The sequence below is a fragment of the Myxococcaceae bacterium JPH2 genome (assembly GCA_016458225.1).
Classification (GTDB): Bacteria; Myxococcota; Myxococcia; order Myxococcales; family Myxococcaceae; genus Citreicoccus.
Genome location: JAEMGR010000016.1, coordinates 1 through 26,687 on the forward strand (window position 1 = coordinate 1; position 26,687 = coordinate 26,687).

The following is a 26,687-nucleotide window of genomic DNA, read 5'->3' on the forward strand; positions in this document are numbered from 1 at the left end:
GCTGAACCCTCTCACGCGACAACTACCTTGACGCTCACCGGAAGCTTGAGGGGATGCCGCTCCGGGCACGACGGAGGCAGGCGGTGAAGAAGAGTTGGTTCAGCGAAGAGCAGATGGTTGCGATTCTGCGCGAGGCGGATCTGGAGCGGCAGTTTCGTTGGCTCGCACCTCGGACCGTTGAATGTCTGGCACGAACGGTGATGCAGTGACGCATGGACACTCCGCTGGTGAAGCTCGCGGCGTGGTTTCGCCACTGCATCGCCTTCCTTCAGTTCTGCTGACCCTGGCGTTGGCTTGCTGGGCTGGGTTGATCAGCTGGGTTTGGGGACTTCGATTCCGTCTCGCTGGAGTTCGGCGGCGGTGGCGGTGGTGGCTTGGGTTCCGGGGGGATTCTCGTACCAGCCTGGGTCTTCTTGGCCGTTGGTGTGTTCCCTTACCTTGAGGACCGTGAACATGCCTCCCATCGTGATGTAGCCGTGCTTGCCTTCACCTCCTGACATCGGAATGGAGTTCTCCGGGACGGGCATTCCCATTTCACCCATGTCTCCCATTCCGGCCTGGCCCATTGTCATGTAGCCCGGCAGGAGCTTGCGGACCTTGGCGTCCAGGCCTCCTGGTTTCATTCCAATCACGTTCGGGAAGGCGTGCCCCATCTGGTTCATTACGTGGTGCGTCATGTGGCAGTGCATCGCCCAGTCGCCTGGGACGTCGGCTACGAACTCCACGGTCCTCGTGCTCCCCACCGGCACCAACACCGTCGTCTCGGGCCACTGCGCGGACTCGGGGATTCTTCCTGCGTCCGTCTCCGTCACTCGGAAGTGGTAGCCGTGCAGGTGGATGGGGTGGTGGTCCATCGGGCCCAGGTTTCCTAGACGGATTCGGACTCGCTCTCCCTTTCGCACCACCAGCGGCGCCGTGGCCGGGAAGGCCTTGGCGTTCAAGGTCAGCATGTTGAAGTCCGTCATCTCGTTTGGGTTCGGGCGACGTGTCCCCGCGTCGATGCGCCATTCGTGCAGCATCAGCGCGAAGTCCTTGTCGACCTTCGGACCCGTCGGATGCCGAGGGTGGATGACGATGAGCCCCACCATGCCCATCGCGATCTGCGTCATCTCGTCATGGTGCGAGTGGTACATGCCCATGCCGGACTGGCGGAAGGTGAACTCGTAGCGGAACGTCTCGCCCGGGTCGATGGGCTTCTGGTTGAGCCCTCCCACTCCGTCCATTCCGCTCGGCAGCAGGATTCCGTGCCAGTGCACCGTCGTTGGCGCGGACAGCCGGTTGGTCACGTAGAAGCGCACCCGGTCGCCTTCCACCACCTCGATGGTCGGTCCGTGCACCTGCCCGTTGTAGCCCCAGCAGAGTGCCTTCAGTCCGGGCGCGAACTCGTGCTCCACTTCCTCCGCCACCAGGTGAAAGACCTTCACCCCGTCCACCAGCTTCCACGGCAGGGTCGTTCCGTTCGGAACCACCACCGGCTGATAGTCGCGGTGGGGCATTCCCGGCGGGGCTCCGGCGTAGCTCGCTCGCTTCGGCGCTTCGGGTCTTGAGGGTGAGGCGGGCTGGGCTTCGGCTCGGGCGCCTCTCAGGAGCAGCGCGCCCCCTGCCAGGGCGGCTCCTGCTGTCGACAGGATGCCTCGCCTCGTGAGCGCACCGAAGCCCTGGGGTGCGGCGGCTTCGACGACCGGCACGGCTTCGCTGGTCGCGCTGGGGTCGATGCTCGCGACGGCGTCGCTGGCTTGGAGGGGCTCCGCGGGGTCGGTGGGCTCTCGCATCGGGTGGGGCTCGGTGGGGTGGGGCTGGTGCGTGGACATGGCGCCGGACTCAGGGATGCGAGTGCTCATGGGAATGCTCTGGCGCGGCGGGGGCTGGGGGCGGGGCGGGGGACGGAGGCGGCTCGGTGGAGCCGGGGAGTCGGCCTCCCAGCAACTGCTCCAGCTCCGCTCGGGCCATCCAGTAGTCGCGGACGGTTTCGAGATAGCCTCGGTAGGACTCCACCTGCTCCTTCTTCGCGGTGAGCAACGGTGTCAGGCCAATCTGCATCGCGTTGTACTGGAGTTGCGACTGCGCGATGACCTTGTCTCGCAAGGGCAACACCGTCGTCCGGTAGTGCTCGGCTTGCATTCGCAGGGACTGCAAGCGGGCCCTCGCGGCTCGCACTTCGGAGCGCGCGTTGACGGAGAGCTCCGTCAGCCTTCGCTCGCTCTGCCGATACTGCGCCTCCAGCTTTCCAATCAATCCCTGTCGCTGGTCGAAGATGGGCAGCTCCAGCGACAGCGTCGGGCCGAACAGCCTTGGCCCATCCGAGTCCCGGTGCGTGTGCACCCCGACTTCGACTCGGCCGAACCACCGCGTCGTCTTCGCCAGCTCCAGCGCGTTCCACATCAACGACGCCTGCTTGCGGGCCGCGTCGATGTCCAGGCGCTGTTTGATGGCGGTGGTCTCCAGGTGCTCCAGCGGGGCTTCCTTCGCGGGCAGCTCGGGGAGAGACTCGGAGAGGGTCCACTGGATTCGCGGGCCCCAGAGCCCCATCAGGCGATTGAGGTGCTCCCGGTCCTCGACCAGGGTCAGCTCCTCCTGCGAGAGGTCGAGCCTCGATTGCTCGGCCGTGGCCTGCTCGGTGGCCAGCTCCAGCTCGGTGATGTTGCCGGCTTCGCGCTGGCGCGCGGCGAACTCGGCGGATACCTCCGCCGCCAGGAGGACTTCGCGGCGCAGCTCGACCAACTGCCGGCGCGCCTGGAACTCACGGAACGCCTTGCGCACCTCCGCCGCCGTCGAGAGCGCTTCGTGCGCCACGCGCAGCGTGTCCGCGATGAACTGCTCCTTCGCGACGCGCTTGCGCAGCGGCAGGGTGAAGATGTCCACGAACTCCTGCACGAGCGAGAACTCGTGCTCGGTGACTCCCAGGTTTCCGATGGGCACTCCGACGCTTCCGCTGAGCACCGGGTTGCTGAGCAGGCCCGCCTGCACCATGTCCGCCTGCGACACGCCCAGCTCCTCGTAGGTCTGCTGGAGCGCGGGGTTGTTGAGCAGGGCCACCTCCACCGCGCGGTCCGAGGTGAGCGGCTCCCCGAGCAGCGTGTCGAGGTGTCTTGAGACTTCCGCGTCCTCGGGGGTGCCTTGATCCCACCGGGTCTTCAGTCCCGTTCGCGCCTCGACGAGCGCGGCCACTTCCTGGTGGCCTCGCTCCTTCTGCATCGAGGCGCAGCCCCCCGCGAGCAGCGCGAGGGACAGCATCGCGGCTCTCTTCACGGATGGGCCCCGTGGTCGTGTCCGGAGGTTCCCGTTCCCTGCGGCTTCGCATTCGTGTCCGCCGGTGCGACGGGTGTCAGCTTCATGCCGCACTTCGGGCAGCGCCCCGGCTTGTCGGCGCGGACCTCGGGGTGCATCTCGCAGGAGTAGACCTGGGTGCCCGCGTCGGGCGTCGCGGCGGCGTGCGAGCCCCCTGCATGAGAGGGCGGCGTGTCCGCCAGGGCCGAGAGCGAGAAGAGGGTCGCGAGGATGCAGAGTGTTTGACGCATGAGACTCTCAGAGGGCTGGGCGGCCGGGCCGCCAGTGAGTTCGCCCCCGGAGAGCAAGCACCGGGCCAGGGTGTCCTCGCGCGCAACCCCGTGAATCGACGAGGGGTGTCCGCCCTGGCTCGCCCGTACTCGAGGGCGAGCTGTGATGGGGGACATCACACTGTGACGGCAGGCGCGGGCCCCGACTGTTCAGGGATGCACCGCTTCGCGCACAGGGGCCGAGCGGAGCCCGCCGAGCCGCTCACGGGCCGTAGGGAAAGTGTTGCAGGAGCTGGGTGACGGGAGGCTGGCAGAGCTGGACGATCCGGGCTTCGTCCAAGAAGGTCTGGGCCTTGGTGCGCAGGTAACAGCTCGCGGGGTCATCTCGCGGCGAGGCGTACTGGCACAGCTGCAACGACTGAGGCTCGTCGAGGAAGCTCTGGTGCTGGACGCGCAGGAAGCAGCGCGCGGGTGCTTCGGAGCTGGCGCCTTGGCAGAGCTGTGAGGCCGTGGTGTCGCTCACCAGGCCACCTTGTCGCGCTGTTTCGAAGCAGGAGAGCTGCGGCGGCTCCTCGGCTCGACTCACCGCCGGACCGACGAGCAGCAGGGCGCTCCCCAGGGAGAGCCACCCGCCCGCGCTCCGGACGCGCTGCCACCGGCTGTCTCGTGGCGCCATCGCGCACCTCCTGGCCTCAAAGTAGGGCGTCCTCGGTTCCCCGTTCACGGGGGCGCGGCCGCTTGTCCGGCCGTCCCGTTGCGTCTGACACCAGGGGCCGCGCGGCGGGGCGCTCGGTGTGCTGGTGCCTGTGCTCGGCCGCGCCCTACAGTGCCCGGGCCGCGCGCGCACGAGAGGCTTCTCATGAACGATGCATGTCGAGCCTGGCTGGCGGAGAACCTCAGTCGAGGCGTGGACGCGGATGCGCTTGTGCGCGAGCTGGTTCGTCGCGGGACGGAGGCGTCGGTCGCTCGGGCGGCGGTGGATGCGGCGTTGGCGCATCCCTCGGTGCGCGCGGCCTCGGAGCGCATGGGCGGCGGGAACGCGCTGCGCTCGGTGATGGACCTTCGCTCCATGCTGTTCCAACAGGCGGGGTGGCACTCGCATGTGGAGCGGATCCGCGACCTCTCTGCGCCTGAGTTCCTCGAGCGTTTCTATGTGCCGCACCGGCCCGTCATCCTCTCGGGGTTCATGGAGGGATGGCCGCTGATGGCGCGCTGGCAGCCTCTCGCGTTGATGCGCTCGCACGGCGACGTGGAGGTGGAGGTGATGACGGGCCGCGAGTCCCGCGCGGACCACGACTTGGAGCCCGAGCCGTGTCGCGCGCGGATGCGGCTCGGAGACTTCATCCGCCGACTCCTGGAGGGGGGCCCGACCAATGACCTGTACCTGACCGCTCGCAACTTCGCGCTGGAGCGTCAGGAGTTGCTCGGGCTGCGTGATGACCTGCGCTTCCCACCGGGATTCCTGCGTCCCTCGTCCGCGCATGGGGCTTTCAAGCTGTGGATCGGTCCGGCGGGTACTCGGACCGCGCTGCACCATGACCTGGGCTCGGTGCTGTTTGGACAGGTGTCCGGGCGCAAGCGCTTCTGGCTCGTGCCTTCATTCCAGACGGAGCGCGTCTACAACCACCACTCGGTCTGGAGTGAAGTGGACGCCGAGCATCCGGACCCGGTGCGCTTTCCCGCGTTCGAGAAGGCGCACGTCCAAGAGGCGGTAGTCGAGCCCGGCGAGATGTTGCTCATTCCCGCCGGGTGGTGGCATCAGGTCCACGCGCTCGACGTCAGTGTCTCGGTGACGTTTCAGGAACTCGATGTCCCCGGTGGCAACACGTGGTGGCGCTTCGCGGCGTGAGCGCTCGACGTCACGGCCCGGGCGGGAAGGGCGGTGTCGACGGGGGGCGCGTCGGTGGGGGGCGGCGGGGCTGGGCGCTCGGGGCTTCGTGCGGACGCATGGGCGCGGGTGATGGATTGGGGACGATGATGGGGAGATTCGAAGACGGACTCATGAACAGCCCTCGTCGACAGGGAGACAGGCCCTGGCTTTATAACGCACCGGATGCGGGCTGTTTGTGAATGAATCAGCGGGCATTGAGCGGCGGGCGTGGGTCGCGGAGAACCTCGCGCGAGGTGTGTCGACGGAACGTCTGGTGGCTCGGTTGTCCGAGGCCGGCGTGGCGAGTTCTGTCGCAGTCGAGATGGTCCACGACGCCCTTGCTCACCCCGCGCTCGTTGCTGCTCGAGCGCGCACGTCACAGGGCGGGCGCGTGGAGCGTTGGTTGAGGACTCGCTCGGTATTGCATTCCCAGTCGGGTGAAGGGACCGCGGTGGAGCGTCGGCGGGGGCTTTCGCGAGAGGAGTTCTTCGAGTGCTATTACTTTCGCAACCGTCCGGTCATCGTCGAGGGGTGGTTGGGGGACTGGCCGGCCCTGACCCGTTGGACGCTGGACGGTCTGCACTCGCGCTTCGGTGATGCTCCCGTGGAGGTGATGGACGGTCGCGACGCGGAGCCCTCACCGGATCTGCACGCCGAGCGCCTGCGCCGCACGGTGCCCTTCGGTGAGTTCGTCGCCCGTATGCGTGGGGGGCCCACGAACGATGTCTATCTGGTGGCGCGCAACAGCCTGTTCCAACGTGAGCCATTCCGCGCCCTGTTGTCAGACGTCCGTGCGCCCGCTGGCATCATCCATCCAGAGGTGAGTGCTCCGGAGTGCGCGCACCTGTGGTTCGGTCCCGCGGGCACGTTGTCCAACCTGCATCATGATCATCTCAGCGTCCTCTTCTGCCAGGTGGTGGGACGCAAGCGCGTCTGGCTCGTGCCGTCCTGGGAGACGCCGCGTCTGGCAAACGGGCAGGGGCTCTATAGCGAGGTGGACATCGAGGCGCCCGACGTCGAGCGCTTCCCCGAGTTCGCTCGGGCGACGCTGTCCACCTGCGAGGTGGGGCCTGGGGATGCACTGCTCCTCCCCGTGGGCTGGTGGCACGCGGTGCGCGCGCTGGACGTGAGCGTGTCCGTGACGTTCGTGAACTTCGATGTGCCCCGGCGCAACACATACTGGCGGGACTACTGGCTGGGCCCGGTGCCCGCCGAGGTGAGGCGATGACAGACGTTGCATCTCGTGGCGCGCGCCGCGCGTTGGCTCCGGAGTGGCGTCAGTGGCTGGTGGAGAACCTGCTGCGTGGCACCGCGCCGGAGGACCTGGTGACGGAGCTGGTGGGCGCGGGCGTCTCGGGGGAAGTCGCGCGGGAGGCCGTGGTGGCGGAGCAGGCCGAGCCCCATCTCCAAGGGGCCCTGCGCGCGGTGCAGCGGCAGCGCAAGCTGGAGGGCCTGTTGGATGTGTATGCGGACCTCCACCGTCAGGGCGCGTCGGCCACTCAGGTGGCGCGTCGCGCGTCGCTCTCTCCCGAGGAATTCTTCGCTCGGTACTACTTCCAGAACCTGCCCGTGGTCCTTGGCCCCGAGGTCTGGGCGGGAGGACCGGGTGCGCCTGCGTGGAGCGCGGAGCACGTGGCGGAGTTGCTGGGTTCGGACTCGGTCTGTCTTCCCTTGTTCGAGGATGCGCGACTGGCGTCATTGCGCGACACGCTGTGCTTGCCGCGCGGCTACGTGGCGGATTCGGCGCGTGCGTCCGAGCCGCGGTTGTGGTGGACGCCCGGTGGCTCGGATGTGTCCTTGCGTGTCGCGCACCAGAACCTCTTGCTGGGACAGGTGCGAGGGCGGCTCGACGTGAGCCTGGTCCCCGCGTTCGAGCTGATCCGCGTCCGGGGAGAGGACCCCGAGGGGCGGGCACCGCTGCGGCTCGACGTGGCCCTCTCTCCGGGCGAGCTGCTCTTGATTCCGGTGGGGTGGCGGTACGGCCTTCATGCTCCCGAGGCCAGCGTGGGTATTTCGTTCGAGGCCTTCGCGACGACCGTGCCCAACGTGCACTGGGACGAACTGGACGGTGCGCCCGAACTCACCCCGTTCCCCGGGTAGCGCGCCGTCACTGATACAGCAGGACGGTGTCCACCCACCGGGCGTCGGGCGACTCCTGGAGCCAGCGGAGCCGCTCGTCGCGCAGGGCGAGGGCGGGCTCGGCGCCGGCCAGGATTCGCTCGCGCACGTCGCGGAAGAAGCGGCCCGAGGCATCCGGGATGTCCTGCGTCGCCGCGAAGACGGCGCGTGCTCCCGAGGCGACGAAGGCCTGTGGGAGCGAGGACGTCTGGTGCAGGATGGGCGGCAGTCGCGCCGCGCCGCAGGCTCCCAGCAGGACGATGGGTGCGCCGTTCAGGTGGATGCGGCGCAGGGCCTCGGCGGTGAGGGCGTAGCGTCCGCCCGGGTCCGGCGCGAGCGCGATGACGGTGGCATCGGAGAGGCTTCGGTCCACCATGCCGTGGGCGTGGATCTCGATGTCCGTGGCGTCCTCCATGTCGGTGAGCACGCGCTCGGGCGTGGCCTGCGCGCCGGTCAGTTCGATGGCGTGGGGGACGGTGGGGACCTCGGGCTCCCAGGCGGGGAGGCGGGGCAGGCGGAGCGACGGCGGCGTGTCCACGTTGGCGACGATGAGCCGCAGTGGGGGCCGGGTGGGCGCCACCACGCGCTCTCCGGGACCCACGTGGTAGCTCCAGGCGAGGTGTGAGGGCAGGAGTCCCGAGCGGGTATCCAGGGGCGGCGCGGCGAGCACGGCGACGCGCGTGCAGTCATGCAGGCGCGACACGAGGTCCGCGGGCACCAGGCCTGTGAGGTCATCGGGCAGGGGCGCTCGGCGGGCGGCGTCGAAGTGGCCTCGCACCTGGCCATCCGCGCCGCGCACCACGGCGACCGTGCGCTCGGCCTCGACGGAGGCGGCGACCACGCAGCCGTCAGGGACCTGGACGTGGAGCCCCTCGGCGATGATGGAGAGGGCCTCGGGGAAGGCGCCCGCCTTGCCCGCGCTCACCGCCAGCGTCTGGTAGGCCACGGCGCGCGCGTCGCGTGCGTCCGCGTCGAGGGTGAGGAGTGGCTCGGCTTCGGAGATGGCGCGGCGCAGGGTGGCCTGTCCGGCGCGCCAATCCCGTTCGACCTCGAAGCGGCCCTGGATGAGCGTGGCCAGCACGCGTCGCCCTGGGGACTCGCTGGCGGGAGAGACGCGGGCGAGCGCATCGCGCAGGCGGGGCTCGTCGGTGGGGCGCGGCTCCAGGCGGGCGAGGTCCGCGAGAATCCAGGCGCCGAGCAATCCCGGTGGCTGGCCGCATGAGAGGGCCTCCTCTAACTCCCGACGCGCCTCGCGAGGCCGCAACCGCATCAGCGCCAGGGAGGCCTGGATGCGGTGCAGCGACGTGCGCATGCGGCAGCTCTCGGGCTCGCGCGCCAGGGCCTCGGAGAGGACGGCGCGCGCCACGGCGAGGCGGACCTGGAAGCGCGCGGCATTGCCGAGCATGTAGAGCGCCAGCTCCTCGCGCTCCCATTCCCCCAGCGCGGTCGCTTCGGTCCAGCTCGCGCGCGCGAACTCCTCGGCTTCGGACAGGCGGTTGGCGGTCGTGGCGCGCAGGCTCATCTGCGCCATCAGGTCCAGGCACCGCAGGGGCAGCTTGCTCGCGCGGCAGCTCATGAGGGCCTCGCGCAGGCGCTGACTGGCGCGCAGCCCCTGGCCCGCGAGGTCTTCCAAGCGCGCGGACTCCTCCTCGACGCGCAGGCGAAGCCAGGGGTCGCGCGAGTCGCGGACCAACGACTCCAACTCGTCGATGTTCTCGGCGAGCAGCGGGTTGCGCAGCAGCGCGCCGAGGAGCATGTCGGGTGCGTCCGCCGCGCGCAGGCGCTTCACGAGTGATTCTGGGGAAGGGTGCTTGTCCAACGCGAGCTGGGCGTACTCGTGGGCCAGGGCGCCTCGCTTCGAGAAGTCCCGCCGTGCGGCCTCGCGCACGTGCTCGCTGAGCAGGTCCGTCCCCGCGACATGGTCCAACTCGGCGGCGAGCGGCTGCAGCGCCTGGACGGCCCGCGCGTCCGGCGCGGCGCGCACCAGCTCATAGAAGAGTTCGCGGGCATGTCCCGGGAATCTCCGGGCGGCCTCCACCGGCACGGGCGCACTGGGGCGGGTGAGGCGCGCGATGAGCGCCTCGTGCGTGACGCCCCAGGCCTGGGCTCGCTCGCGCAGGCGGGTGCGCAGCAGGGTCGCGAGTTGTCGGGCCTCGTCACTCCAGCCGGGCTCCGCCTTGGCGGCCAGGGCCTCGAAGGACTGGGCGGCCATGAGCGGCAGGCCCAGCTCGCGCAACACGAGTCCTCGGTTCCACAGCGCCTGAGGGTGTCCGGGCTCCTCCTCCAGCACGGCGTCCAGCAGGGTCAGCGCTTCGTCCAGGTGCCCTCCCATCAGCGCCGCGGCGGCGCGGTCGTTGTCGCGCGCGAGCGAGGCGGGCGTTCGCCGCAGGTGGGCGAGGGCCTGCTCGATGTCCCCGTGGGTGAGGTACGCCGCCGCGATGGCGAGGGCGTCGTCGCGGGCCTCCAGTCGCGCGAGCGCGCGCAGGGGCACGGGCATGGCATCCGGCGTGGGGCCGTGCGGAGGCGCGTAGCGGCGGTACACATCCGCGGCGGGCACGCTCAGCCGTGCCTCCAGGGGGCGGGTGGGCTCCGACGCGCGCCATAGCTCGGGGGCGTCACGCTGGCCGCCGAGCTTGCGCCACGACAGCCCCCAGAGTCCCAGGCCGAGCAGCACCACGAGGCTCAAGGCCCACCGTGCGCCTCCCGCGCGGCCGGCCACATTCAGCGGCGCGGCCTGCTTCCCCGCCATGCAGGAACCTCCGACTACCCCCGATGTTCGTCGCGAACTCCGAGCCGGATTGTAGGACCAAGAGGCGAAGCCCGGACAGGGTGGGAGGCCGCTTTTCTCGCGCTCTCGCGATGTCCCGCTGCGTCGAACCTGGACGGCGGCGGGCGGAGCGAGGCCCGGGTGGCGAGTCCGCAGGGGTGTCGTGCCGGAGAGGCTCGGGACGCGAGGGCCTCCAGGGCGCGAGGGACGACACACCTTGAGAGGGGAGGCGTGAGACTTGTGCCCCCAGGAGAGGAGACGCCATGCGCGCCAGGACGATGATCTCGCGGTGGTTGCGCGCGAGTGGGCTCGGTGCGCTGGTCACGGTGGCCGCGGTGGGGTGCACGGGCCCGCAGGAGGAGCTGGACTTCGGTCCTCAGACCTCGGTGCAGTCCACGGGGCTCGGGCAGTCGGTGGCCACCTTCCGCGATGTGCTCGGGGATGCGGGCCAGTGGGTGAACCTCCCCTCGGTGGGCTGGGTGTGGCAGCCGGACCCCGCCGTCGTGGGGACGGACTTCGTGCCCTATGTCACCGGCGGCCAGTGGATGGAGAGTGACCGGGGCTGGGTCTTCCAGACGCAGTGGGATTGGGGTTGGGCGCCGTTCCACTACGGCCGGTGGTTCGTCCAGCCGGGGCGGGGTTGGGTGTGGTGGCCCGATGAGGAGTGGGCTCCGGCGTGGGTGGACTGGCGCTGGGGAGATGGCTTCGTGGGCTGGGAGCCCGTGCCTCCACCGGGCCTCACGATCGCGCCCTTCTGGAGCTTCGTGTCCCTCGCGGACCTGGTGCAGCCGAACCTGTTCCTCTTCGTGGTGCCACGAGCGCGGGTGGTGGAGCTGCTGCCGAGGACGGCGCCGGTGGGCGAGCGCGTGCATGGCTTCCGTGGGGCGTGGACCCGGGGGCCCTCGCCGCGAGACGTGGAGCAGGCCACGGGGCAGCCGCCACCGCGCGCGCCGCCGACCGCGCCTCCCACGGCGCTCCGGCCGCGACCCATCGAGCCCACTCCCGCGCTGCCAGGAGGGGCTCCTCACGGCGCGGCTCGGACCCCCGCGCCTGCGAGGCCCCCGCCGTCCGCGCGCTCGGCGAGGCCCGTGACGCCGGCACCCGTGAGTCCCATGGAGCCCACCCACCCAACGGAGCCGAGGCCACCGCGTCCTGCTGCTCCCGCGCATCCCACGGTGGTGGCGCCCGCGCCCCCCGTGGAGCCCGCGCGTCCGCCCCCACCGGCACCCGCCCATCTTCCGCCGCCGGCGCCCGCGAGTCCGCCGCCGCCGGCCCCTTCGCATCCTCCGTCCTCGCAGCACACCGAAGCTCCGCCGCCCTCCCACGGTCACTCGGCGTCGCATCCCGAAGGACACCGTCCGCGGTGAGTTCAGCGCTGGGCTTCCGGGTCGCCCCTCCCTGAAGGGCAGGGGAGGCAGGCACCTGGGCGGCGAGCGGCCCGGCGTGAGTGGTGGGCGGCCCCTGGCGGCACTTCATAGGTTTGCGGCCGAACGCATCGCCGTCTCAGGGGAGGACGTCATGGCCACCACTCAGTCCCAGCCGTTCGTTTCCGACATCAAGGAGATCCGTCGTCGCGCGCGCGAGCATCTGGAGGAGGGCGCGCGGACCACGAACTACGAGGGCAACGTGGACACGACCCTCAAGCTCCTGAACGACGCGCTCGCCACGGAGATCGTCTGCGTGCTGCGCTACACGTTCCACTACGTGAGCGCGGTGGGCATCCAGAGCGAGGCCGTGAAGGCCGAGTTCGGCGAGCACGCGCGCGAGGAGCAAGAGCACGCGATGCGGCTGGCCGAGCGCATCAACCAGCTCGGCGGCAAGGCCAACTTCAATCCCGAGGGCCTGCTGTCGCGCAGCGCCAGCCAGTACATCGAGGGCTCGAACCTGGTGGACATGATCCGCGAGAACCTCGTCGCCGAGCGCATCGCCGTCGAGACCTATCGCGACATGATCCGCTACTTCGCCAATCACGATCCGACGACGCGGCGGCTCTTGGAAGACCTCCTCAGCAAGGAAGAGGAGCACGCCAACGACATGCATGACCTGCTCGTGGCGCACCAGGGCAAGCCCATGCTCGACAGCTAGGGCGGGCAACGTCCGGTCCCCGCCCGCGCATCGACCTTCGGGTGTGTCGCGGGCGGGTGGCCGAGCCCCTGGAGCCCCGTGCGGACCTGATTGCCGTCGCCCTCGCAGGGGGCGAGGTTTCCCTTGGGCTTGGGGGGACTGCACATGGCGGCGACGCGGCGGACCACGGGGCTCGGATGGCGGGGGAGCGTGCTGCTGGGAACGCTGGTGCTGGCGTGCGAGGCGGCACCGGTGGAAGGGGCCATCGAGCAGGCGAGCCCAGGGGAGGAGGACCCGCTTCCTCCGCGAACAACGGAACCTCTGCGCACGGGGCCGGTGCACGAGTCCCAAGGCGCGCAGGGCCGGCCGCTCGCGCTGCTGGGCCCCGCGGTGACGTCGGGAGGCCGGGACGCGTTGGTGGCGTGGTGGGACGTGCGCGACGGCGGCGTCTACGGCCAGCGCGTGCGCGCGGACGGCACCTCGCCCGAGCCGATGGGCATGCGGCTCAACCCCACCGCGCGTCCCGGAGGTGCGCCCGCGGTCGCGGATGCGGGCCACTCGTTCGTGGTGGTGTGGGAGGCGACGGACGGCGTGGCGGGCGCGCGGCTCGACCGCAGCGGTGCCCAGGTCCAGTCCTTCTCTGTCGTCACTTCGCATCAGGTCGTGGGCATCCCCGCGCTCGCCTGCGGTCGCGATGTCTGCCTCGTGGTCTTCATGCTCAAGGACGACGTGGGCTCGAGCCTGGGCTTCGTGCGCGTGTCTCCGCGCACGGGCGAGGTGCTCGACCCCGAGCCCAATCCGCTCTCCGGTGCGCGCCTGAGCGGAGAGCCCGCGGTGGCGTGGAATGGCCGGGAGTTCCTCGTGGCCTGGACGGACTCGCGCGGTGGACTCGATGCGCCCGACATCTACGGCGCGCGCGTGGGGCCCGATGGCATCGTGCTGGAGGAGGGGGGCTTTCCCATCGGCGCGGCGCCGGGCGCCCAGCGCAACCCGAAAGTGGCTTGGACCGGACGGCGCTTCCTCGTGGTGTGGGAGGACCAGCGCCACGGCTCGGACTGGGACATCTACGGCGCGCGGGTGGAGCGGCAGGGCCACGTGGTGGACCCGAAGGGCATCGCCATCGCGACGGGGCCCGAGGACCAGCGCTTCCCTTCCGTGGCGCACCAGAAGTCACGGTCGCTCGTCGTCTGGCAGGACGGAGCCTCCCGAGGGCGCCGCATCCGAGGGGCGCGCCTGACGACTCGGGGCGTGGTGCGTGACCCGGAGGGGCTGTTGCTCTCCGAGAACGAGCACCGCGATGAATACCGGCCGGTGGTGGGGGCGTGTGGCCGAGGACGCTTCCTCGTCCCCTATGCGGCCTTCTCGGAGGTGGACGAGGTGTTCGCTCCCCACCTCATCCTCGCGCGTCGGGTGAGGCCGGACGCGCACGTGTTGGATGCCTCGCCTCTGGTGCTCACCCGGGGACCCTCGCGGTAGCCGTGGGTGCGGGTCTGGATAGACTGCGCCGCACTTTCGTCCCGTTGGGGAGGCGTCGTGCGGCAGCGGCAGTTTCGGGGAATCACGCTGGGAGTCTGGCTGCTGGCGTGCGTCGCGCTCGCGGCCGAGTCGTCGCCGCCCGCGCGAGGTGACATCGCGCTCACCATCAGCGGCGGCGTGAGCTTGGGGGCGTACGAGGCGGGGCTCACCTGGGCCTCGGTGCGCTTCCTGCGGTTGCTTCAATCGCCCACGCCTGGTGCGTCCGTCATTCAGCCGCACCTCGCGGGGGTCACGGGCGCGAGCGCGGGCAGCATCAACGCGTTGCTCGCGGCGGCGCTGTGGTGTCAGGCGCCTGACTCCACCGCGGATGACAGCGTGGACTCCAACCTGATGCGGGACACGTGGTTGCCCGTGGGGCTGGATGACCTGCTGCCCGAGGACGCGAGGCGCTATCGCGCGGACGATGGCCTGCTCACGCGGGCCGCCCTGGAGCGGGTGCTCGCGGACGTGCGCGCCAAGGTCTTCGAGCCTCAAGGGCTGCGGCGCTTCCGTCCGGGCTGCGTGGTGCCGCTGGGGTTCAGCGTCACGCGCCTGTCGCCCGAGGTGCGCACCATCGCGGGCCTGCCGTCGGTCACCCAGCGCTTCGTGGTGCCGCTGCTGTTCGAGGTGACGCCCACGGGCCGTGTCCGCCTGCGCTATCAGCCGTTGCCCGAGGGGAGCGACCTCGCGTCGAGTGCGCTGTCGCTCGGTGAGAGCCCGGACCCCGAGGCGCCCGGCACCGCGGTGAGCCCGGCCCAGGTGAGTCAGGCGCTGATGTCCTCGGCGGCGTTTCCGCTGGCCTTCAGCCCGCGTGAGCTGTGTGACTGCGCGACGGCCTGTCCCGCGTCGCAGCAGGTCCGCCGGGGCACGTGTCCTGGGCCGGTGGCGGGCGAGTCCCTCACCGGGTTGACGTGCGCCGCGCGCTCCACGCCGGGGCGCGAGGTGACGCTGTGCCGACGGCCCTACGTGGATGGCGGCGTGTTCGACAACGCGCCGGTGGGGCTGGCCATCGAGCTGGCGGAGTCGACGCGGACCGCGCGCCCGTGGTGGCCCGTGACGTACGTCTTCGTGGATCCGGATGTGCGGCGCTTGCAGGGCGGGCTGGGCGCGGGACCGGCGCAGGAGTCCACGTCCGACGCGAGCCTCGCGGGCAGCCTCGATTTGTTCGCCGGGCTGGTCACCACCGCGCGCAACTCGGAGCTGGGGCGCGCGGCTCGCGCGATGCAGTGGAACCGCACGTCGAGAGATTTGTTGCTGCGGGCCGCCTATGAGAGCCGCCAGTACGCGCGCCTCCATGGCGTGCTGTCCGACCTGGCGCACGAGAAGCTGGAGGCGGTGCGCATGCTCGACGCGCCCGACCCGCGCCCGAGGCTCACCGCGGAGGCGCGCCTGTATCGCGGCCGGTTGCTGCTCTCGTGTGTGACTCGGCTGCGCGGCGCGATCAGCGGCCCCGAGGGGGAAGCCCTGCTGCGTGACTGCGCGCGGGCGCTTCGAGGCGAGTCAGGGGTGGACCCCTTGCGCGCGGATGCGGCGCAGTCGTCGCGCGTAGGGGCGCGGCTCTCGATGGACGAGTTGGTGGACCTGGGCACGGCGCTGGCGGCGATGTTCAGCGAGGGCAACCCCTTCCGGCGTCAGGTGGACGCACCGCTCACTGCGTCCTGGATGCCCGGAGTGGACCGACTGCGCATCCAGGACGTGGTGCGCGATGGCGTCGAGCTGAGCGCCTCCACGCTGGAGTTCTTCGCGGGCGAGCTGGAGTCCATGGTGCGCGGGGGCCTCACCGAGCTTCAGCAGGTCCGCCTGCGCGGCTCGATGCTGGAGGTGATGCGCCTGTGTCGAGGACTCTCGTTCGCGACGAACCTGCTGGCCAACGCGGTGCTGGATTCGCAGCTCCAGGGCATGGAGGCCATGCCGCTCTCCGCCGTGGCCACGCCCGCGCATGACGCGCGCGAGGCGCTCCGAGCCAAGCCGCCCGGCGTGCTCTTCGCCCCCGATGCTCCGAGCCGCGTGGTGGAGGCCGGGCTGTCGCTGCTCGTGGATGAGCAGGTGGCGGCGCTCCAGCGAGAGCCCGATGGGGCCACCGCGCACGACGCGGATCCCGCGCTGCTCGCGCATCGCACGCGCCTGTTGGGCACGCTGGTGGGGCTGGTGCCCGCGCTTCAGCTTCGGGCCGCGTCGCTGGAGTCGCTCGCCGAGCAGGCCCAGGCGCTCCAGGGGGGGCGCTCTCCGGAGCGGCGGCTGTATGTCTCCACGCGGTTCGCGCCGCTGGCCAGCTCGCAGTTGGGCAACTTCGCGGGCTTCCTGGACCGGCCGCTGCGCGAGCTGGATTACTACTCGGGCATCTACGATGCGGTGCACACCTTCGCGGTGGAGGCGTGCGCGCGACAGGACCCCTACGCGCGGGGCGCGCCCATGCCGGTGCGGCGTCCTCCGCCCTCGGACGAGTTGGACCTGGAGGCGCCCGACACGCAGCGGTGCGTGGGGCAGGGGATGCGCTTGAGCGCGGAGCGGATGGGGCTGCTGGCCTCGCCGCGCGCGCGGCACGTGCTGGTGACGCTCGCGGGAGAGGAGCTGGCGGCCACGCTGGGCAGTCGCGCGCGGGCCGAGGCCCTGCTGAGCGAGCCCTCGTGGGCCTGGGCGAGCGGGGATGTGTCGCTGCCCCGAGGCGACGCGGTGGCCGCGGCGTTGGCGGCGGCGCGCTCGCATCGGCGGGCGTGTGGCGCGCGCGACACGGAGGCGCTGTGCCTGGAGGACCCCGGGTTCGATGCGTTCCTCGCGGGGCTGCGCGCCCAGGGCTTCCAGGCGCAGGACCCGAGCATGAAGCTGGCGCTGGAGGACCCCGCGCGCTGGTGGGGCACGACGCTGCGGCGCGTGGTGGATCGCGCCACGGTGGTGGAGCTCCAGGAGGCGAACAACTCGCCGGACGCGCCGCCGTCCACCGCGAGGGATGGGGTGCGCTGGGTGCTGGCGGCGGGGCAGCTCTGGACGCGGCGCTCGGCGCTCAACGGGCCCACGCCGCGCTTCGAGTTGGACCCCTCGAGCGTGCCGAGGACCGCGCCGCCAGGCGCGACTGCGTGGAAGCCGTGGGCGCTGCACCTGCTGCCTTATCGCGTGGCGTTCGATGCCGCGAACGGTGGCGTGGCGGCGGCGTGGCTGGAGCCCGCGCTGCGCCTGTCGCCGAACCTGTCCCTGGTGTCCCAGGTGGAGCCGATCGACTTCGAGAGCGAGCACGACCGACTGTCGAGCACCGTGGGGATCCGGCCCACCTTGCACATCAACGGCGTGTCGCTGGGCCTGGGCCCCCGCGCCTCGGTGCACTGGACGGGGAGCGAGCGCCGCTTCGATTGGGGCTTCGCGCTGCACGCCGCCATTCTCCAGGACCGCCTGGGCGTGAGCGTCGGCGTGCGCGAGTCACCGTTCCAGGGCGGAGGGTCGCTGCGAGGGCTGACGGTGTCGCTGTCCCTCGCGGACCTGAACGGCCTGGCCTATTGGTTCACGCTGTAGCGTCGTGCTCGCTCACGCGCCCCAGAAGTAGCTCCACTTGAGGAGGATGGCGTCGTTGGCCGGACCGGCGAGCAGCCGCTTCGGGAGCAGGGTGGCGGCGGGACTGTCCCCCTCGGGCGCCGGCAGTCCCTGCTGCGCGCGCGAGTAGACGAGGAACAGCGTGGAGCCCAGGCGGTACTCCCAGCGCAGCACCACGTTCACGTTCAGGGCCGTGTCATAGAAGCTCTCCCCGTCGGCGCGGTCGACGGGGGTGAGGTCGGCGAGGTGGATGGGCGCCTTCGCCTCGTTCGAGCTGGCGCTGTAGAAGCGCCCATAGGCGCCGTAGTCGGTGAAGAGCTGCGCGTAGCCCTGGAGGGTCAGGTGCGGCGTGAGGATCCACTGCTGCCGCAGCGTGAGGGACAGGAAGTTGGACTTCAGGTCGCCCAGGACGAAGTGCTCGTCACCCAGGTCCTCCACGAAGCGGGCAATGTAGGGCGTCCGGTCATTGCCCACCTCCACGCGCGTCTCCAGCGACGGATGAGGCCGCACGGAGACGAACACGTCGCCGCCCCAGCCCACGCGCGCCGGGGTCGGACCTCCGGCGCGGTGCAGGCCCATGGACGCGTTGCCGCCGACGGACACCGCGCGCTTCGCGTTGGTCTCCACGTAGAAGTTGACGTAGTGGGCGCCCTCTCGCTCCAGCGGCACCCCGGCGCCGTCGAGCGCGCGCACGTCGTAGCCGCCGACGTCGGTGCCTACGTCCAGCTCGATGAGGTCGAAGGTCGGCAGCACGGCGATGAGGTTCAGGTCCACGAACGCGCCCCGGAACGTCGCGCGCGAGTCCGCCGTCCACTTCGCGCCGCCGGCGAGGATGGCCCTGAACAACTTGAGCGGCCCCAGCCCGTCCTGGCGCTCGTAGCGCAGGGAGAAGCGAGGCGTCTGCTCGTTCTGCGCGCGCTGGAAGCCCGTGGCCACGAGCGACAGCGTCGGGGACGCGAAGTCGACGCCCACGTCCGCGCGGAAGCCGTTGCCGCTGAAGCGTCCGGCGCGCAGGTAGCCGCCCACGCCCATGTCACCGCGCCGCAGCACCGTGCCGTCGTGCAGCGTCCGCTCGGGCAGCCCCCGTACCACCTGCGAGGCATTGAGCTGGCCGTACACCGCCCACTCGCGACTGGCCGAGCGCAGGTCGAAGTCCATGCCCAGCACGTTGCCGCCGCGCGTCCGGCACTCGGCGGGCTGGCGCTCGTCATCCAGGGCCGCGTCCTCGTCGCGGCACAGCCCGGCCATGGGCAGCGCCGAGGCGAAGCTCACGCCCACGCGCGAGGCCGTGCCCACTGGCGCCCGCGCCGCCGCGGCCAGGAAGTTGGTGGTGGCCAGCGGCGCACCAGGCAGCTCCGCGTCCGGCCCCAGGTGCAGCGGCCGGCTGGCGTGCACGCGCAGGCGTCGGTCCGGATTCGCCTCGTCCTGCTCCTGCCAGGGCCCGGCGACGAGCGCGTCCAGCACGCCCACCTGCACGCCCGGCCCCACCGTGCCCGTCAGCTTCGCCGCGCCGAGGATGGGCGTCTCCAGCCCCACGCGCCGCGAGTAGAACATCGTCAGCGGCGAGCGCCCGCCCTCCCAGCCCACCGGCTGGAACAGCTCCATGCCCTGCGTGAAGAAGGGCCGGCGCTCGTTGTAGTAGGACTCGAAGGTGGAGAGGTTGAGCAGGAGTTGATCCGCCTCCAGCTCGCCGAAGTCCGGGTTGAACGTGGCGTTGAGCATCAGCCCGCTGCTCAGCGCGCCTCGGACATCCAGGCCCACGTCGAGCACCGGGCTCATCATCCGGGGCGTGGGCTGCGTCGCGTCCGAGAACTGCGGTCGCATCACCCCGCGCGCCGCCACATAAGGCACCAGCTCCCAGCGTCCGCGGGGCTGAAGGTCCACCAGCCCGGTCAGCCGCCCCAGCCGAGACACGTTCGCGCTCGCCTCGCGCGGGTTCTCGACGGACTCCAGCTCCTCGTTCTTGCGCGCGATCTCCCGGCGCACCGAGAAGCCCCACGACTGCACCGGGGCCTCGGGGAAGCGCAGCAGCGACAGAGGGATGGCGTACTCGGCGACCCAGCCGTCCTCCACGTTGCCCACGGCCGCGTCCCAGACGCCGCCCCAGTCAGTGGTGTAGTTGCGGTCGTCGTAATAGAGGCCATCTTCCTGGATGCCACCCGCGTTGACCGAGAACCCGTAGCCGGTCCGCCGGTCGTTCATCGGGTCGATGATGAGGCGCACCGAGTCCGAGTAGGGGAAGTCGTCGCGCCGGCCCAGGCGCCTATCGATCAGCTCGGGCTGTGAGTCGTGCGCGACGATGCCCACGTAGAGCATGTCCGCGTCGTAGAGGACCCGGACCTCGGTGCGCTCACTGGGCGTCCGTCCGGACACCGGATAGCGCTCCACGAACGCATCGAACACGGGCGCCTTCGCCCAATCGGGTTCATCAAGACGGCCATCCACGCGGAGTGGCCCGCCCGCCCTCACGGCCTGAATGGGCTCCGCTGCCTGCGCGACCGTGGCCCCCAACAACACCGCCAGTGCGCAACCCCTCATGACTCCAGACGACATGCCGCTCCTCGATGCGCGCGCTCCGCCCCCAAGCCGCGGCAGCGCATGGCCGCAAACGCTCCAGATGAACTTTCATTTCGCAGGGATTGAGTCCTCGCTGACTTCCCCTGGGTGCGGATCCGCAGCCGCGTCAGCCTTATCTACGAATTCGTTCGTAGAAGTCAACGAAGGGCTTCGTACTTTGGCGTCCCGCGAGGTCGGACGCAGCGCTCGCTAAGGGAAATCCACGGGTCTGAATCACCGGGATGTCTGGGAATGAAGGGCTGATAAACGGCGCGTGAGGGTTTGACCGGACTGGGGGCGCGTCCCTACCATCACGCTCGGCCGAGGGGGCTGTTCACGACATGCAGACGTTGCCGGAAACGCCTGGGTACCTGCCCCAGGGCGCGGACTCTCTTTATTTCGTGCATCACCATGCCGTGGGCCCTTGCCGGGCGGCGGTGCTCCTCGTGGGGCCCATGGCCCTGGAGCGCACGCACGGCTACGTGGTCTGGGCTCGGTGGGCGCGCCATCTCGCGCAGCGCGGCGTGGATGTCTTGCGCTTCGACTACCGCGGCGTGGGGGAGAGCACGGGGCGCTTCGAGCAGATGACGCTGGCGCGATGGGAAGAGGACGTGCGCGCCGCGCTCGGGCACCTGCGGGCGTCCTGTCCTGACGTGCCGGTGGTGGTGCATGGCCTGCGGCTGGGGGCCCTGCTGGGCGCGCGCGTGTTCGCGGATGAGGGATTGGCGGGCCTGCTCTTGTGGGACCCTCCCGAGTCCGGGCGCGCGCACCTGATGGACTTGCTCAGGCGCAAGGTGGCGTCCGACAACCTGGAAGGCACGGGGGGACCGCGCCGCTCGCGTGAGGATTACGTGGCGGAGCTGGAGTCCGGGATGCTCATGGAGGTGGAGGGCTATCCGTGGTCGCGCGAGCTGTGGCGCAGCACGGAGTCCTACGGACTGGCGCTGCCCCCGCGTGATGACGCGCGGCCGTGGCGGGTGGTGCACCTGGATGGGCGCCCGGCGGACAAGTGCCTCGTGCCGGGGCGGAGCCTCACGGCGCGCATCCCCCGGCCCTTTTTCTGGACCGCGAGCAACAAGCTGCTGCCGGACATGTCCCAGGTCTTCGAGGACGGACTGTCTTTCATTGCCGAGGCGAGCGCGCGACCGCAGGCGCAGGAGGCGGTGTCATGAGGGAGCTGTTCGAGGTGGACGTGCTCGGGCACCGGCTCTGGGGCACGGCGCATCCGGTGCCCGCGGGCGTGTCGCCGCGCACGGTGGGCTTTCTCTTCCTGAACCCCGGACACGTGCCTCGCGACGGGCACGCGGGCCTGTCCGCGCGCGCCGCGGATCGCCTGTCCGCGCAGGGCTATCCCTGCTTCCGGGTGGACCTGCCGGGCCTGGGGGACACCGAGGGGCCGCTGCCGGACACGACCGCGGAGCTGTACCGGCAGGTGTGTGACGGCGGCTTCGTGCCCGTGTCGCTCGCGTTGGTGGAGGCGCTGTGTCTGCGCCATGGCCTGGACGGACTGGTGCTCGGCGGCCTGTGCGGCGCGGCCACCACGTCCACGTATCTGGCGGATCGAGACCCGCGCGGCGTCCGAGGCGTCTTCCTCTTCGAGCCCGAGTTCTACGTGACGGAGCCCGTCCAGGACGAAGCGCCTCCCGATGCGTCGCGCCCGCAGGGCCGCCGAGAGCGCTGGCTCGGCCGGGCGCGGCGGGTCACCTCCAAGGTGTTCTCCTTCTGGGGCTGGATGCGCATGCTCACCCTGGAGAACGAGTACTCGCGGCTGTTCCGCTACGTGCCGTTCCCGCGTCAGGCGCTGCTCGACCTCTTGTTGGATCGCGACGTCCTGCCGGATGTGGCCAACGTGCCCTTGGTGCAGGCGTGGCAGCGGGTGGTGCAGCGCGGAACGCCCGCCCTGGTGCTCACCGCGGAGGGCAAGCTGCGCGACGTCTTCTTCGAGCGCATCCACCAGGCCGCGCTCGCGCATCTGCCTCACCCCAACGTGTCTCGCTTCAAGCTGACCGGCACCAACCACATCTTCACGACGGGGGGCGCTGGCGAGCGGGCCGTGGAGCACCTGGTGCGCTGGGCGAACACGCACTTCCCCGCGAGGGGAGAGGGCGCCACGGCGCGCTCGGAAGGGACGTGGGGGAGCACCCGACTGGCTGGGTGAGGCGCGGCGCCCAAGCGAGCAGCCCGCACCGTCCCGTGGTTGAATCGCCGTTCATGCTGGCTCTCCCCCCCTCGCTTGCTCGTCCTGTGCTCGTCCGCTGGCTCGGTCCGTTGCTCCTCGGCGCGCTCTCGGCCTGCGTCACCGTTCCCAGGGTCCCCCCGCCTCCGCCGGACCTGCAGGCCGAGTGTGACGCGGGCCGCGTGTCCTCGTGCCAGTCGCTCGGCGGGCAGCGGATGGGGGAGGGGAAGCCCGAGGACGCGGCCGACGCCTTCGCCAAGGCATGCAATCAGGGCGATGTCGCGTCCTGCATCACCGCGGGCCGCATCCGCATGGACCACGGCGACCTCGATGGCGCCGAGCCGCCGCTGCGCCAGGGCTTCGACGCGGACAACGAGGAGGCCACCCTGGCGCTGGCGGATCTCCACGCGGCGCGAGGCGACGCGGCGGAGGCCGAGCGCCTGCGCTGGGCGGCGCTCGCCGTGGAGAAGTCACTCGTGGAGGCGGTCCTCGGGGCCCGGCTGGGGCTGGGCGGCGAGACGGGCATGATGTTCGACATCCACGTGCAGCCCATGTCCTTCCTGGCTCGGCGCATCAACCTGGGACTGAGCATGTCCGCGATGACGCACCGCAAGTCGGAGCTGAACTCCTACGTGGGCTACCAGCACTTCTTGACGAGCTGGGCGGCGCCCTACGCGCGGATGTTCCTGGGGGCGGGCTGGCACAACAACACCCCCGAACTCAACGTCGGCGGCGAGGTGGGCATGAAGCTCATCCTCGGGGAGATCGGTCATCTTGGCGTGGCGTTCGGCACCACGTCGGTGGGCGGGTCGTACTTCGGCATCCAGCTCGGGCTCGACTGGAAGCTCGCGCTGGCCATTGCCCTGCAAGTCCACTGAGCGGGCGTCAGGTCCAGTCCCACGCCACCACGACCCACTCGTCCGTCTCGTCGCGGTACGTGGTGACGGGCTGGAAGCCCACCCGGGCATGGGCGCGCATGGAGCGCGTGTTGCGCGAGGCGATCTCCGTGAGGCACAGCTCGTAGCGATTCGCGTAGCTTGAGCGGTGCTCACGGTAGAGCGCGTCGAAGATGCCCTGGCCCCGGTAGTCGCGCGCCACGCAGACCTGGCCCATGACGTAGTAGCGGTAGGCGCCCAGGGGCTTGCCCTTCCACGACAGCGTGTCGAAGAGCTGGAACATGGGCTCCAGGATGGGGATGAACGCGCGCGTCTCCACGGGCATCACCAGCGCGTAGCCCGCGAGCCGCTCGCCATCCCGGGCGATGATGCTGGGCGCCACCGCGTGCATGCGCTCGAGCGTGTCCAGCGTGTGGGCCACCGTGACGAAGCCCTGCTCCAGGGCCTCCTGGGGCGACACGTGGCCACGCAGGTTCTCTCGCTGGAGGGAGAGCACCTGTTCCAGTTCGGACGGGGAGGTGACGAGCGTGGTGCGCATGACGGGGCTCCGGGGGAGAAGGGTCAGCGCTCGACGCCAACCTTGGGGCAGATATCAGCGAGCATGCACGTGTCGCACTTGGGCTTGCGCGCCACGCACGTATAGCGGCCGTGCAGCACCACCGCAGGCCCAAAGAAGGTCCAGTCCTCCTGGGGGACCAGGGCCATCAGGTCCTTCTCGATGGCCTCGCCCTTCTCCTGCTTCGTCAGGGCGAGTCGCTGGCTGACGCGGCCCACGTGGGTGTCCACGATGATGCCCGAGGGGATGTTGAACGCGGTGTTGAGCACCACGTTCGCCGTCTTGCGCGCCACGCCCGGCAGCTGGATGAGCTGCTGGATGTCCCGTGGCACCTCGCCCCCGAAGTCAGCCAGCAGGGCCCGGCTCATGGCCTGCACCGTCTTCGTCTTCTGCTTGAAGAAGCCGGTGGGCTTGAGGTCCTCCTCCAACTCGGCGGTGTCCGCGTCCGCGAAGGCGCGCGGGCCCGGGTACTTGGGGAACACCGTGGCGGTGACGCGGTTGACGCGCTCATCCGTGCACTGCGCCGCCAGGATGGTGGCCACGAGCAGCTCGAACGGCGTGGACCAGTTCAGCTCGTAGCGCGCGTCCGGGTACTTCTCGCGCAGTCGATGGAGCAACTCGGGGATGGACGGAGGCGTGGGTTTCATGGGGACGGGGAGAAGGTAATCGGCGGGGCGCTCGACGTCATCGCGAGAGTGGTGCCGTTACATCGAACGCGTGACGAGTTCGCGCAGCTCGTCGTCCGTGAGCGGCAGGGGATTGGCCTTCATGCTGCTCGCGGCCCGGGCCTTCTCCACGAGCGTGGGGACGTCCGCCTCCGTGAGCCCTTGTGCGCGCAGGCCTGGGACGCGAAGCGCGTGCACCAGGTCGCGCACCCACGCGATGCCGTCCTCGGCGCGCGCGTCCGGTCGGCCGGTGAGCGTCACGGCCACTTCCTGGAAGCGCGGCAGGGCGGGGTGTTGGGGGGCCCGGGTGCGCAGCGCTTGCAGGTTCACTTCCAACGTGGCCGCCAGGAGCGTGGCGCACAGCGCCCCATGCGCGGCCCCGAGCATTCCACCCAGCGGCGCCGCGAAGCCGTGCACCGCGCCCAGCCCCGCGTTGGCCAGACACAGGCCGCCCAGCAGGCTCGCCAGGGCGAGGTCCTCACGGCGAGGGGCATCCAGTCCCTCCAGCACGGCCGCGCGCAGCGAGCGCGCCGAGCGGTGCATGCCCTCACGGGCCAGCGCATCCGTGACGGGGTTGGCGCGCGCGGAGACGAAGGGCTCGATGAGCTGGGACAGCGCGTCGAGTCCACCGGCCGCGAGCACGGCGGGGGGCGCGCCCTGGAGCAGCTCGGGATCCACGAGCGCCACGCGCGGCAGCATGTGCGGGCTGCGCAGGCTGGCCTTCACCCGCGACTCCCTCGAGCCCAGCACCGCGTTGCGCGTCACCTCCGAGCCCGTGCCGGCGGTGGTGGGCAGGGCGAGCAAGGGCAGGGACGGCTTCGTGAGCGGCTGGCCTCGACCGATGACCTCCAGGTAGTCGAGCGGGTCTCCTCCGTTGGCGGCGAGCGCGGCGATGGCCTTGCCCGCGTCCAGCGCGCTGCCGCCGCCCATGGCCAGTACCGCGTCGCAGCGTGCGTCCACGGCGTGGGCCGTCCCTTCGCGGGCCACCTCCACCGTGGGCTCTCCCTCCACGGAGAAGTCCGCGGTGGGGATGCCCAGTCGGTGGAGGCCATCGCGCAGGGGCTGGGCGCGCGCACGGTCCTTGCCCGTGACCAGCAGGACGCGGGTGGCGCCGAGTCCGCGAGCCAGCTCCGGGGCCTCCGCCAGCCGGCCCGGGCCGAAGACGATGCGCGTCGCGGTGGCGAACTCGAAGGCGGCGGTCATCTCACCACCCCGCGTCGTCGGGGAAGCGGTTGACGTAGCGGCGGCTGGTCCGGGGCTCGGCCATCATCGGCGCGACGGTGTCCCTCCAGGTGAGGTAGTGCGGCGTCTCCTTGTGCGCGGCGGGAGCCTGGGCGGTGCGATAGGCCTCGACGAGCATGAAGCGCGTGGGGTCCTCGGTGTCCTGCACCACGTCGAAGCGCGCGATGCCGGGCTCCTTCACGCTCTCGCGGGCGTTGGCCAGGGTGGCTTGGAGGAAGGCGTCGACGGACTCGGGTTTGACGTGCACCGCGACGTGGATGATGAGCAGGCTGTTCGGCATGCGCGCGAGGCTAACCGGCGCGCGGTGAGGGGGGAACTGGTAGGGTCCGCGCCCATGACTTCTTCCATCTCGCCGCTGTTCAATCCCGCGCGTTGGCGGACCGTGGACGGCTTCAAGTTCAAGGACATCACCTTCCACCGCGCGGTGGATCAGGGCACGGTGCGCATCGCGTTCAACCGTCCCGAGGTGCGCAACGCCTTCCGTCCGCGCACCGTGGACGAGCTGTCCCAGGCGCTGGAGGCCACGCGCTTCATGACGGACGTGGGCTGCGTGCTCATTACCGGCAACGGCCCCTCGCCCAAGGACGGGGGCTGGGCGTTCTGCTCGGGCGGAGATCAGCGCATCCGCGGCAAGGACGGCTACAAGTACGAGGGCGACGAGGGCGCGTCCGATCCCGCGGGGCTGGGCCGCCTGCACATCCTGGAAGTGCAGCGCCAGATTCGCTTCCTGCCCAAGGCCGTCATCGCCGTGGTGCCTGGGTGGGCGGTGGGCGGTGGCCACAGCCTCCACGTCGTCTGCGACATGACCATCGCGAGCCAGGAGCACGCGGTCTTCAAGCAGACCGACGCGGACGTGGCCTCGTTCGACGGCGGCTATGGCTCGGCGCTGCTCGCGCGGCAGGTGGGCCAGAAGCGCGCCCGGGAGATCTTCTTCGTCGGGGGCAACTACTCCGCGCAGGAGGCCTTCGACATGGGGATGGTCAACGCGGTCGTCCCGCACGCGGAGCTGGAGGAGTTCGCGCTGAAGTGGGCCGCGGAGATCAACACGAAGAGCCCCACCGCCATCAAGATGCTCAAGTACGCCTTCAACCTGCCGGATGACGGCATGGTGGGTCAGCAGCTCTTCGCGGGCGAGGCCACGCGTCTGGCCTACGGCACCGCCGAGGCCCAGGAAGGCCGCGACGCGTTCGTCCAGAAGCGCAAGCGCGACTTCAAGCGCTTCCCCTGGTCGTACTGACGCCCT

21 protein-coding genes are annotated in these 26,687 nt (G+C 70.7%); 11 read left to right on the forward strand and 10 right to left on the reverse strand.

All coding sequences use genetic code 11. From position 1 onward, the window contains the following. Positions 1–311: 311 nt before the first annotated feature. From JGU66_23495 to JGU66_23510, 4 genes are all read right to left on the reverse strand, one after another. Positions 312–1,772, reverse strand: a complete 1,461-nt coding sequence (locus JGU66_23495) for a copper oxidase (GenBank protein ID MBJ6763747.1) — start codon at positions 1,770–1,772, stop codon at positions 312–314. A gap of 49 nt (positions 1,773–1,821) precedes the next feature. Next, the gene (locus tag JGU66_23500) at positions 1,822–3,249 is read right to left on the reverse strand and encodes a TolC family protein (GenBank protein ID MBJ6763748.1); all 1,428 of its coding nucleotides are present in this window, start codon (positions 3,247–3,249) and stop codon (positions 1,822–1,824) included. Further along, positions 3,246–3,518: a hypothetical protein gene (locus JGU66_23505; protein ID MBJ6763749.1), complete on the reverse strand. Its 273-nt coding sequence runs from the start codon at positions 3,516–3,518 to the stop codon at positions 3,246–3,248. The genes JGU66_23500 and JGU66_23505 overlap by 4 nt, the downstream gene beginning before the upstream one ends. A 241-nt stretch (positions 3,519–3,759) precedes the next feature. Continuing rightward, on the reverse strand, positions 3,760–4,116 hold the full coding sequence (locus JGU66_23510) for a hypothetical protein (GenBank protein ID MBJ6763750.1): 357 nt from the start codon (positions 4,114–4,116) through the stop codon (positions 3,760–3,762). A gap of 240 nt (positions 4,117–4,356) precedes the next feature. Here JGU66_23510 and JGU66_23515 point away from each other — a divergent pair, with 240 nt between their 5' ends. The 3 genes from JGU66_23515 to JGU66_23525 all read left to right on the forward strand — a co-directional run bounded on the left by JGU66_23515 (position 4,357) and on the right by JGU66_23525 (position 7,467). Continuing rightward, on the forward strand, positions 4,357–5,346 hold the full coding sequence (locus tag JGU66_23515) for a cupin-like domain-containing protein (GenBank protein MBJ6763751.1): 990 nt from the start codon (positions 4,357–4,359) through the stop codon (positions 5,344–5,346). Positions 5,347–5,689: 343 nt separating this feature from the next. After that, positions 5,690–6,595: a cupin-like domain-containing protein gene (locus JGU66_23520; GenBank protein MBJ6763752.1), complete on the forward strand. Its 906-nt coding sequence runs from the start codon at positions 5,690–5,692 to the stop codon at positions 6,593–6,595. Next, the gene (locus tag JGU66_23525) at positions 6,592–7,467 is read left to right on the forward strand and encodes a hypothetical protein (GenBank protein ID MBJ6763753.1); all 876 of its coding nucleotides are present in this window, start codon (positions 6,592–6,594) and stop codon (positions 7,465–7,467) included. The genes JGU66_23520 and JGU66_23525 overlap by 4 nt, the downstream gene beginning before the upstream one ends. Before the next feature lie 7 nt (positions 7,468–7,474). Here the strand turns inward: JGU66_23525 and JGU66_23530 are convergent, their stop codons facing one another. Further along, positions 7,475–10,234: a CHAT domain-containing protein gene (locus JGU66_23530; GenBank protein ID MBJ6763754.1), complete on the reverse strand. Its 2,760-nt coding sequence runs from the start codon at positions 10,232–10,234 to the stop codon at positions 7,475–7,477. A gap of 281 nt (positions 10,235–10,515) precedes the next feature. On the opposite strand from JGU66_23530, the gene JGU66_23535 reads away from it, so the two are divergent. The 4 genes from JGU66_23535 to JGU66_23550 all read left to right on the forward strand — a co-directional run bounded on the left by JGU66_23535 (position 10,516) and on the right by JGU66_23550 (position 17,335). Next, on the forward strand, positions 10,516–11,619 hold the full coding sequence (locus JGU66_23535) for a hypothetical protein (protein ID MBJ6763755.1): 1,104 nt from the start codon (positions 10,516–10,518) through the stop codon (positions 11,617–11,619). Between the two features lie 151 nt (positions 11,620–11,770). After that, positions 11,771–12,337, forward strand: a complete 567-nt coding sequence (locus JGU66_23540; GenBank protein MBJ6763756.1) for a ferritin-like domain-containing protein — start codon at positions 11,771–11,773, stop codon at positions 12,335–12,337. Between the two features lie 144 nt (positions 12,338–12,481). Further along, positions 12,482–13,792 carry a hypothetical protein gene (locus tag JGU66_23545; protein MBJ6763757.1) on the forward strand — a complete coding sequence of 437 codons (1,311 nt, stop codon included), beginning with the start codon at positions 12,482–12,484 and terminating at the stop codon, positions 13,790–13,792. A 57-nt stretch (positions 13,793–13,849) separates the two neighbouring features. Further along, positions 13,850–17,335, forward strand: coding sequence for a patatin-like phospholipase family protein (locus tag JGU66_23550; protein MBJ6763758.1), 3,486 nt, complete (start codon positions 13,850–13,852; stop codon positions 17,333–17,335). Between the two features lie 12 nt (positions 17,336–17,347). Here the strand turns inward: JGU66_23550 and JGU66_23555 are convergent, their stop codons facing one another. Then, complete coding sequence (locus tag JGU66_23555) at positions 17,348–19,906, reverse strand: carbohydrate binding family 9 domain-containing protein (GenBank protein ID MBJ6763759.1); 2,559 nt, start codon at positions 19,904–19,906, stop codon at positions 17,348–17,350. A gap of 344 nt (positions 19,907–20,250) precedes the next feature. Between JGU66_23555 and JGU66_23560 the strand changes: the two genes are divergently transcribed. Genes JGU66_23560 through JGU66_23570 form a run of 3 tightly spaced genes read left to right on the forward strand, consistent with a single transcriptional unit; the run spans position 20,251 to position 22,963 of the window. After that, the gene (locus JGU66_23560) at positions 20,251–21,081 is read left to right on the forward strand and encodes an alpha/beta hydrolase (protein ID MBJ6763760.1); all 831 of its coding nucleotides are present in this window, start codon (positions 20,251–20,253) and stop codon (positions 21,079–21,081) included. Then, the gene (locus tag JGU66_23565) at positions 21,078–22,067 is read left to right on the forward strand and encodes a hypothetical protein (GenBank protein MBJ6763761.1); all 990 of its coding nucleotides are present in this window, start codon (positions 21,078–21,080) and stop codon (positions 22,065–22,067) included. Before JGU66_23560 ends, JGU66_23565 begins: the two co-directional genes overlap by 4 nt. Before the next feature lie 53 nt (positions 22,068–22,120). Further along, complete coding sequence (locus tag JGU66_23570; protein ID MBJ6763762.1) at positions 22,121–22,963, forward strand: hypothetical protein; 843 nt, start codon at positions 22,121–22,123, stop codon at positions 22,961–22,963. A gap of 7 nt (positions 22,964–22,970) precedes the next feature. Here JGU66_23570 and JGU66_23575 read toward each other — a convergent pair whose 3' ends face one another. From JGU66_23575 to JGU66_23590, 4 genes are read right to left on the reverse strand one after another with little or no spacing between them, the layout of a single operon-like run. Further along, the gene (locus JGU66_23575) at positions 22,971–23,519 is read right to left on the reverse strand and encodes a GNAT family N-acetyltransferase (protein MBJ6763763.1); all 549 of its coding nucleotides are present in this window, start codon (positions 23,517–23,519) and stop codon (positions 22,971–22,973) included. A gap of 23 nt (positions 23,520–23,542) precedes the next feature. Further along, complete coding sequence (gene nth / locus JGU66_23580; GenBank protein ID MBJ6763764.1) at positions 23,543–24,184, reverse strand: endonuclease III; 642 nt, start codon at positions 24,182–24,184, stop codon at positions 23,543–23,545. A 57-nt stretch (positions 24,185–24,241) separates the two neighbouring features. Beyond that, positions 24,242–25,405: an iron-containing alcohol dehydrogenase gene (locus tag JGU66_23585; GenBank protein MBJ6763765.1), complete on the reverse strand. Its 1,164-nt coding sequence runs from the start codon at positions 25,403–25,405 to the stop codon at positions 24,242–24,244. A 1-nt stretch (position 25,406) separates the two neighbouring features. Beyond that, positions 25,407–25,724 carry an antibiotic biosynthesis monooxygenase gene (locus tag JGU66_23590; protein MBJ6763766.1) on the reverse strand — a complete coding sequence of 106 codons (318 nt, stop codon included), beginning with the start codon at positions 25,722–25,724 and terminating at the stop codon, positions 25,407–25,409. A 54-nt stretch (positions 25,725–25,778) separates the two neighbouring features. Between JGU66_23590 and JGU66_23595 the strand changes: the two genes are divergently transcribed. Further along, the gene (locus JGU66_23595) at positions 25,779–26,681 is read left to right on the forward strand and encodes a 1,4-dihydroxy-2-naphthoyl-CoA synthase (GenBank protein MBJ6763767.1); all 903 of its coding nucleotides are present in this window, start codon (positions 25,779–25,781) and stop codon (positions 26,679–26,681) included. Positions 26,682–26,687: the final 6 nt, after the last annotated feature.

Coding starts and splice junctions, on each gene's coding strand:
- JGU66_23565 (MBJ6763761.1), top strand. CDS start 21,078: ATGAGGGAGCTGTTCGAGGTGGACGTGCTCGGGCACCGGCTCTGGGGC.
- JGU66_23545 (MBJ6763757.1), top strand. CDS start 12,482: ATGGCGGCGACGCGGCGGACCACGGGGCTCGGATGGCGGGGGAGCGTG.
- nth (MBJ6763764.1), bottom strand. CDS start 24,184: ATGAAACCCACGCCTCCGTCCATCCCCGAGTTGCTCCATCGACTGCGC.
- JGU66_23535 (MBJ6763755.1), top strand. CDS start 10,516: ATGCGCGCCAGGACGATGATCTCGCGGTGGTTGCGCGCGAGTGGGCTC.
- JGU66_23595 (MBJ6763767.1), top strand. CDS start 25,779: ATGACTTCTTCCATCTCGCCGCTGTTCAATCCCGCGCGTTGGCGGACC.
- JGU66_23495 (MBJ6763747.1), bottom strand. CDS start 1,772: ATGCGAGAGCCCACCGACCCCGCGGAGCCCCTCCAAGCCAGCGACGCC.
- JGU66_23585 (MBJ6763765.1), bottom strand. CDS start 25,405: ATGACCGCCGCCTTCGAGTTCGCCACCGCGACGCGCATCGTCTTCGGC.
- JGU66_23590 (MBJ6763766.1), bottom strand. CDS start 25,724: ATGCCGAACAGCCTGCTCATCATCCACGTCGCGGTGCACGTCAAACCC.
- JGU66_23530 (MBJ6763754.1), bottom strand. CDS start 10,234: ATGGCGGGGAAGCAGGCCGCGCCGCTGAATGTGGCCGGCCGCGCGGGA.
- JGU66_23560 (MBJ6763760.1), top strand. CDS start 20,251: ATGCAGACGTTGCCGGAAACGCCTGGGTACCTGCCCCAGGGCGCGGAC.
- JGU66_23515 (MBJ6763751.1), top strand. CDS start 4,357: ATGAACGATGCATGTCGAGCCTGGCTGGCGGAGAACCTCAGTCGAGGC.
- JGU66_23520 (MBJ6763752.1), top strand. CDS start 5,690: ATGGTCCACGACGCCCTTGCTCACCCCGCGCTCGTTGCTGCTCGAGCG.
- JGU66_23570 (MBJ6763762.1), top strand. CDS start 22,121: ATGCTGGCTCTCCCCCCCTCGCTTGCTCGTCCTGTGCTCGTCCGCTGG.
- JGU66_23555 (MBJ6763759.1), bottom strand. CDS start 19,906: ATGTCGTCTGGAGTCATGAGGGGTTGCGCACTGGCGGTGTTGTTGGGG.
- JGU66_23575 (MBJ6763763.1), bottom strand. CDS start 23,519: ATGCGCACCACGCTCGTCACCTCCCCGTCCGAACTGGAACAGGTGCTC.
- JGU66_23505 (MBJ6763749.1), bottom strand. CDS start 3,518: ATGCGTCAAACACTCTGCATCCTCGCGACCCTCTTCTCGCTCTCGGCC.
- JGU66_23540 (MBJ6763756.1), top strand. CDS start 11,771: ATGGCCACCACTCAGTCCCAGCCGTTCGTTTCCGACATCAAGGAGATC.
- JGU66_23525 (MBJ6763753.1), top strand. CDS start 6,592: ATGACAGACGTTGCATCTCGTGGCGCGCGCCGCGCGTTGGCTCCGGAG.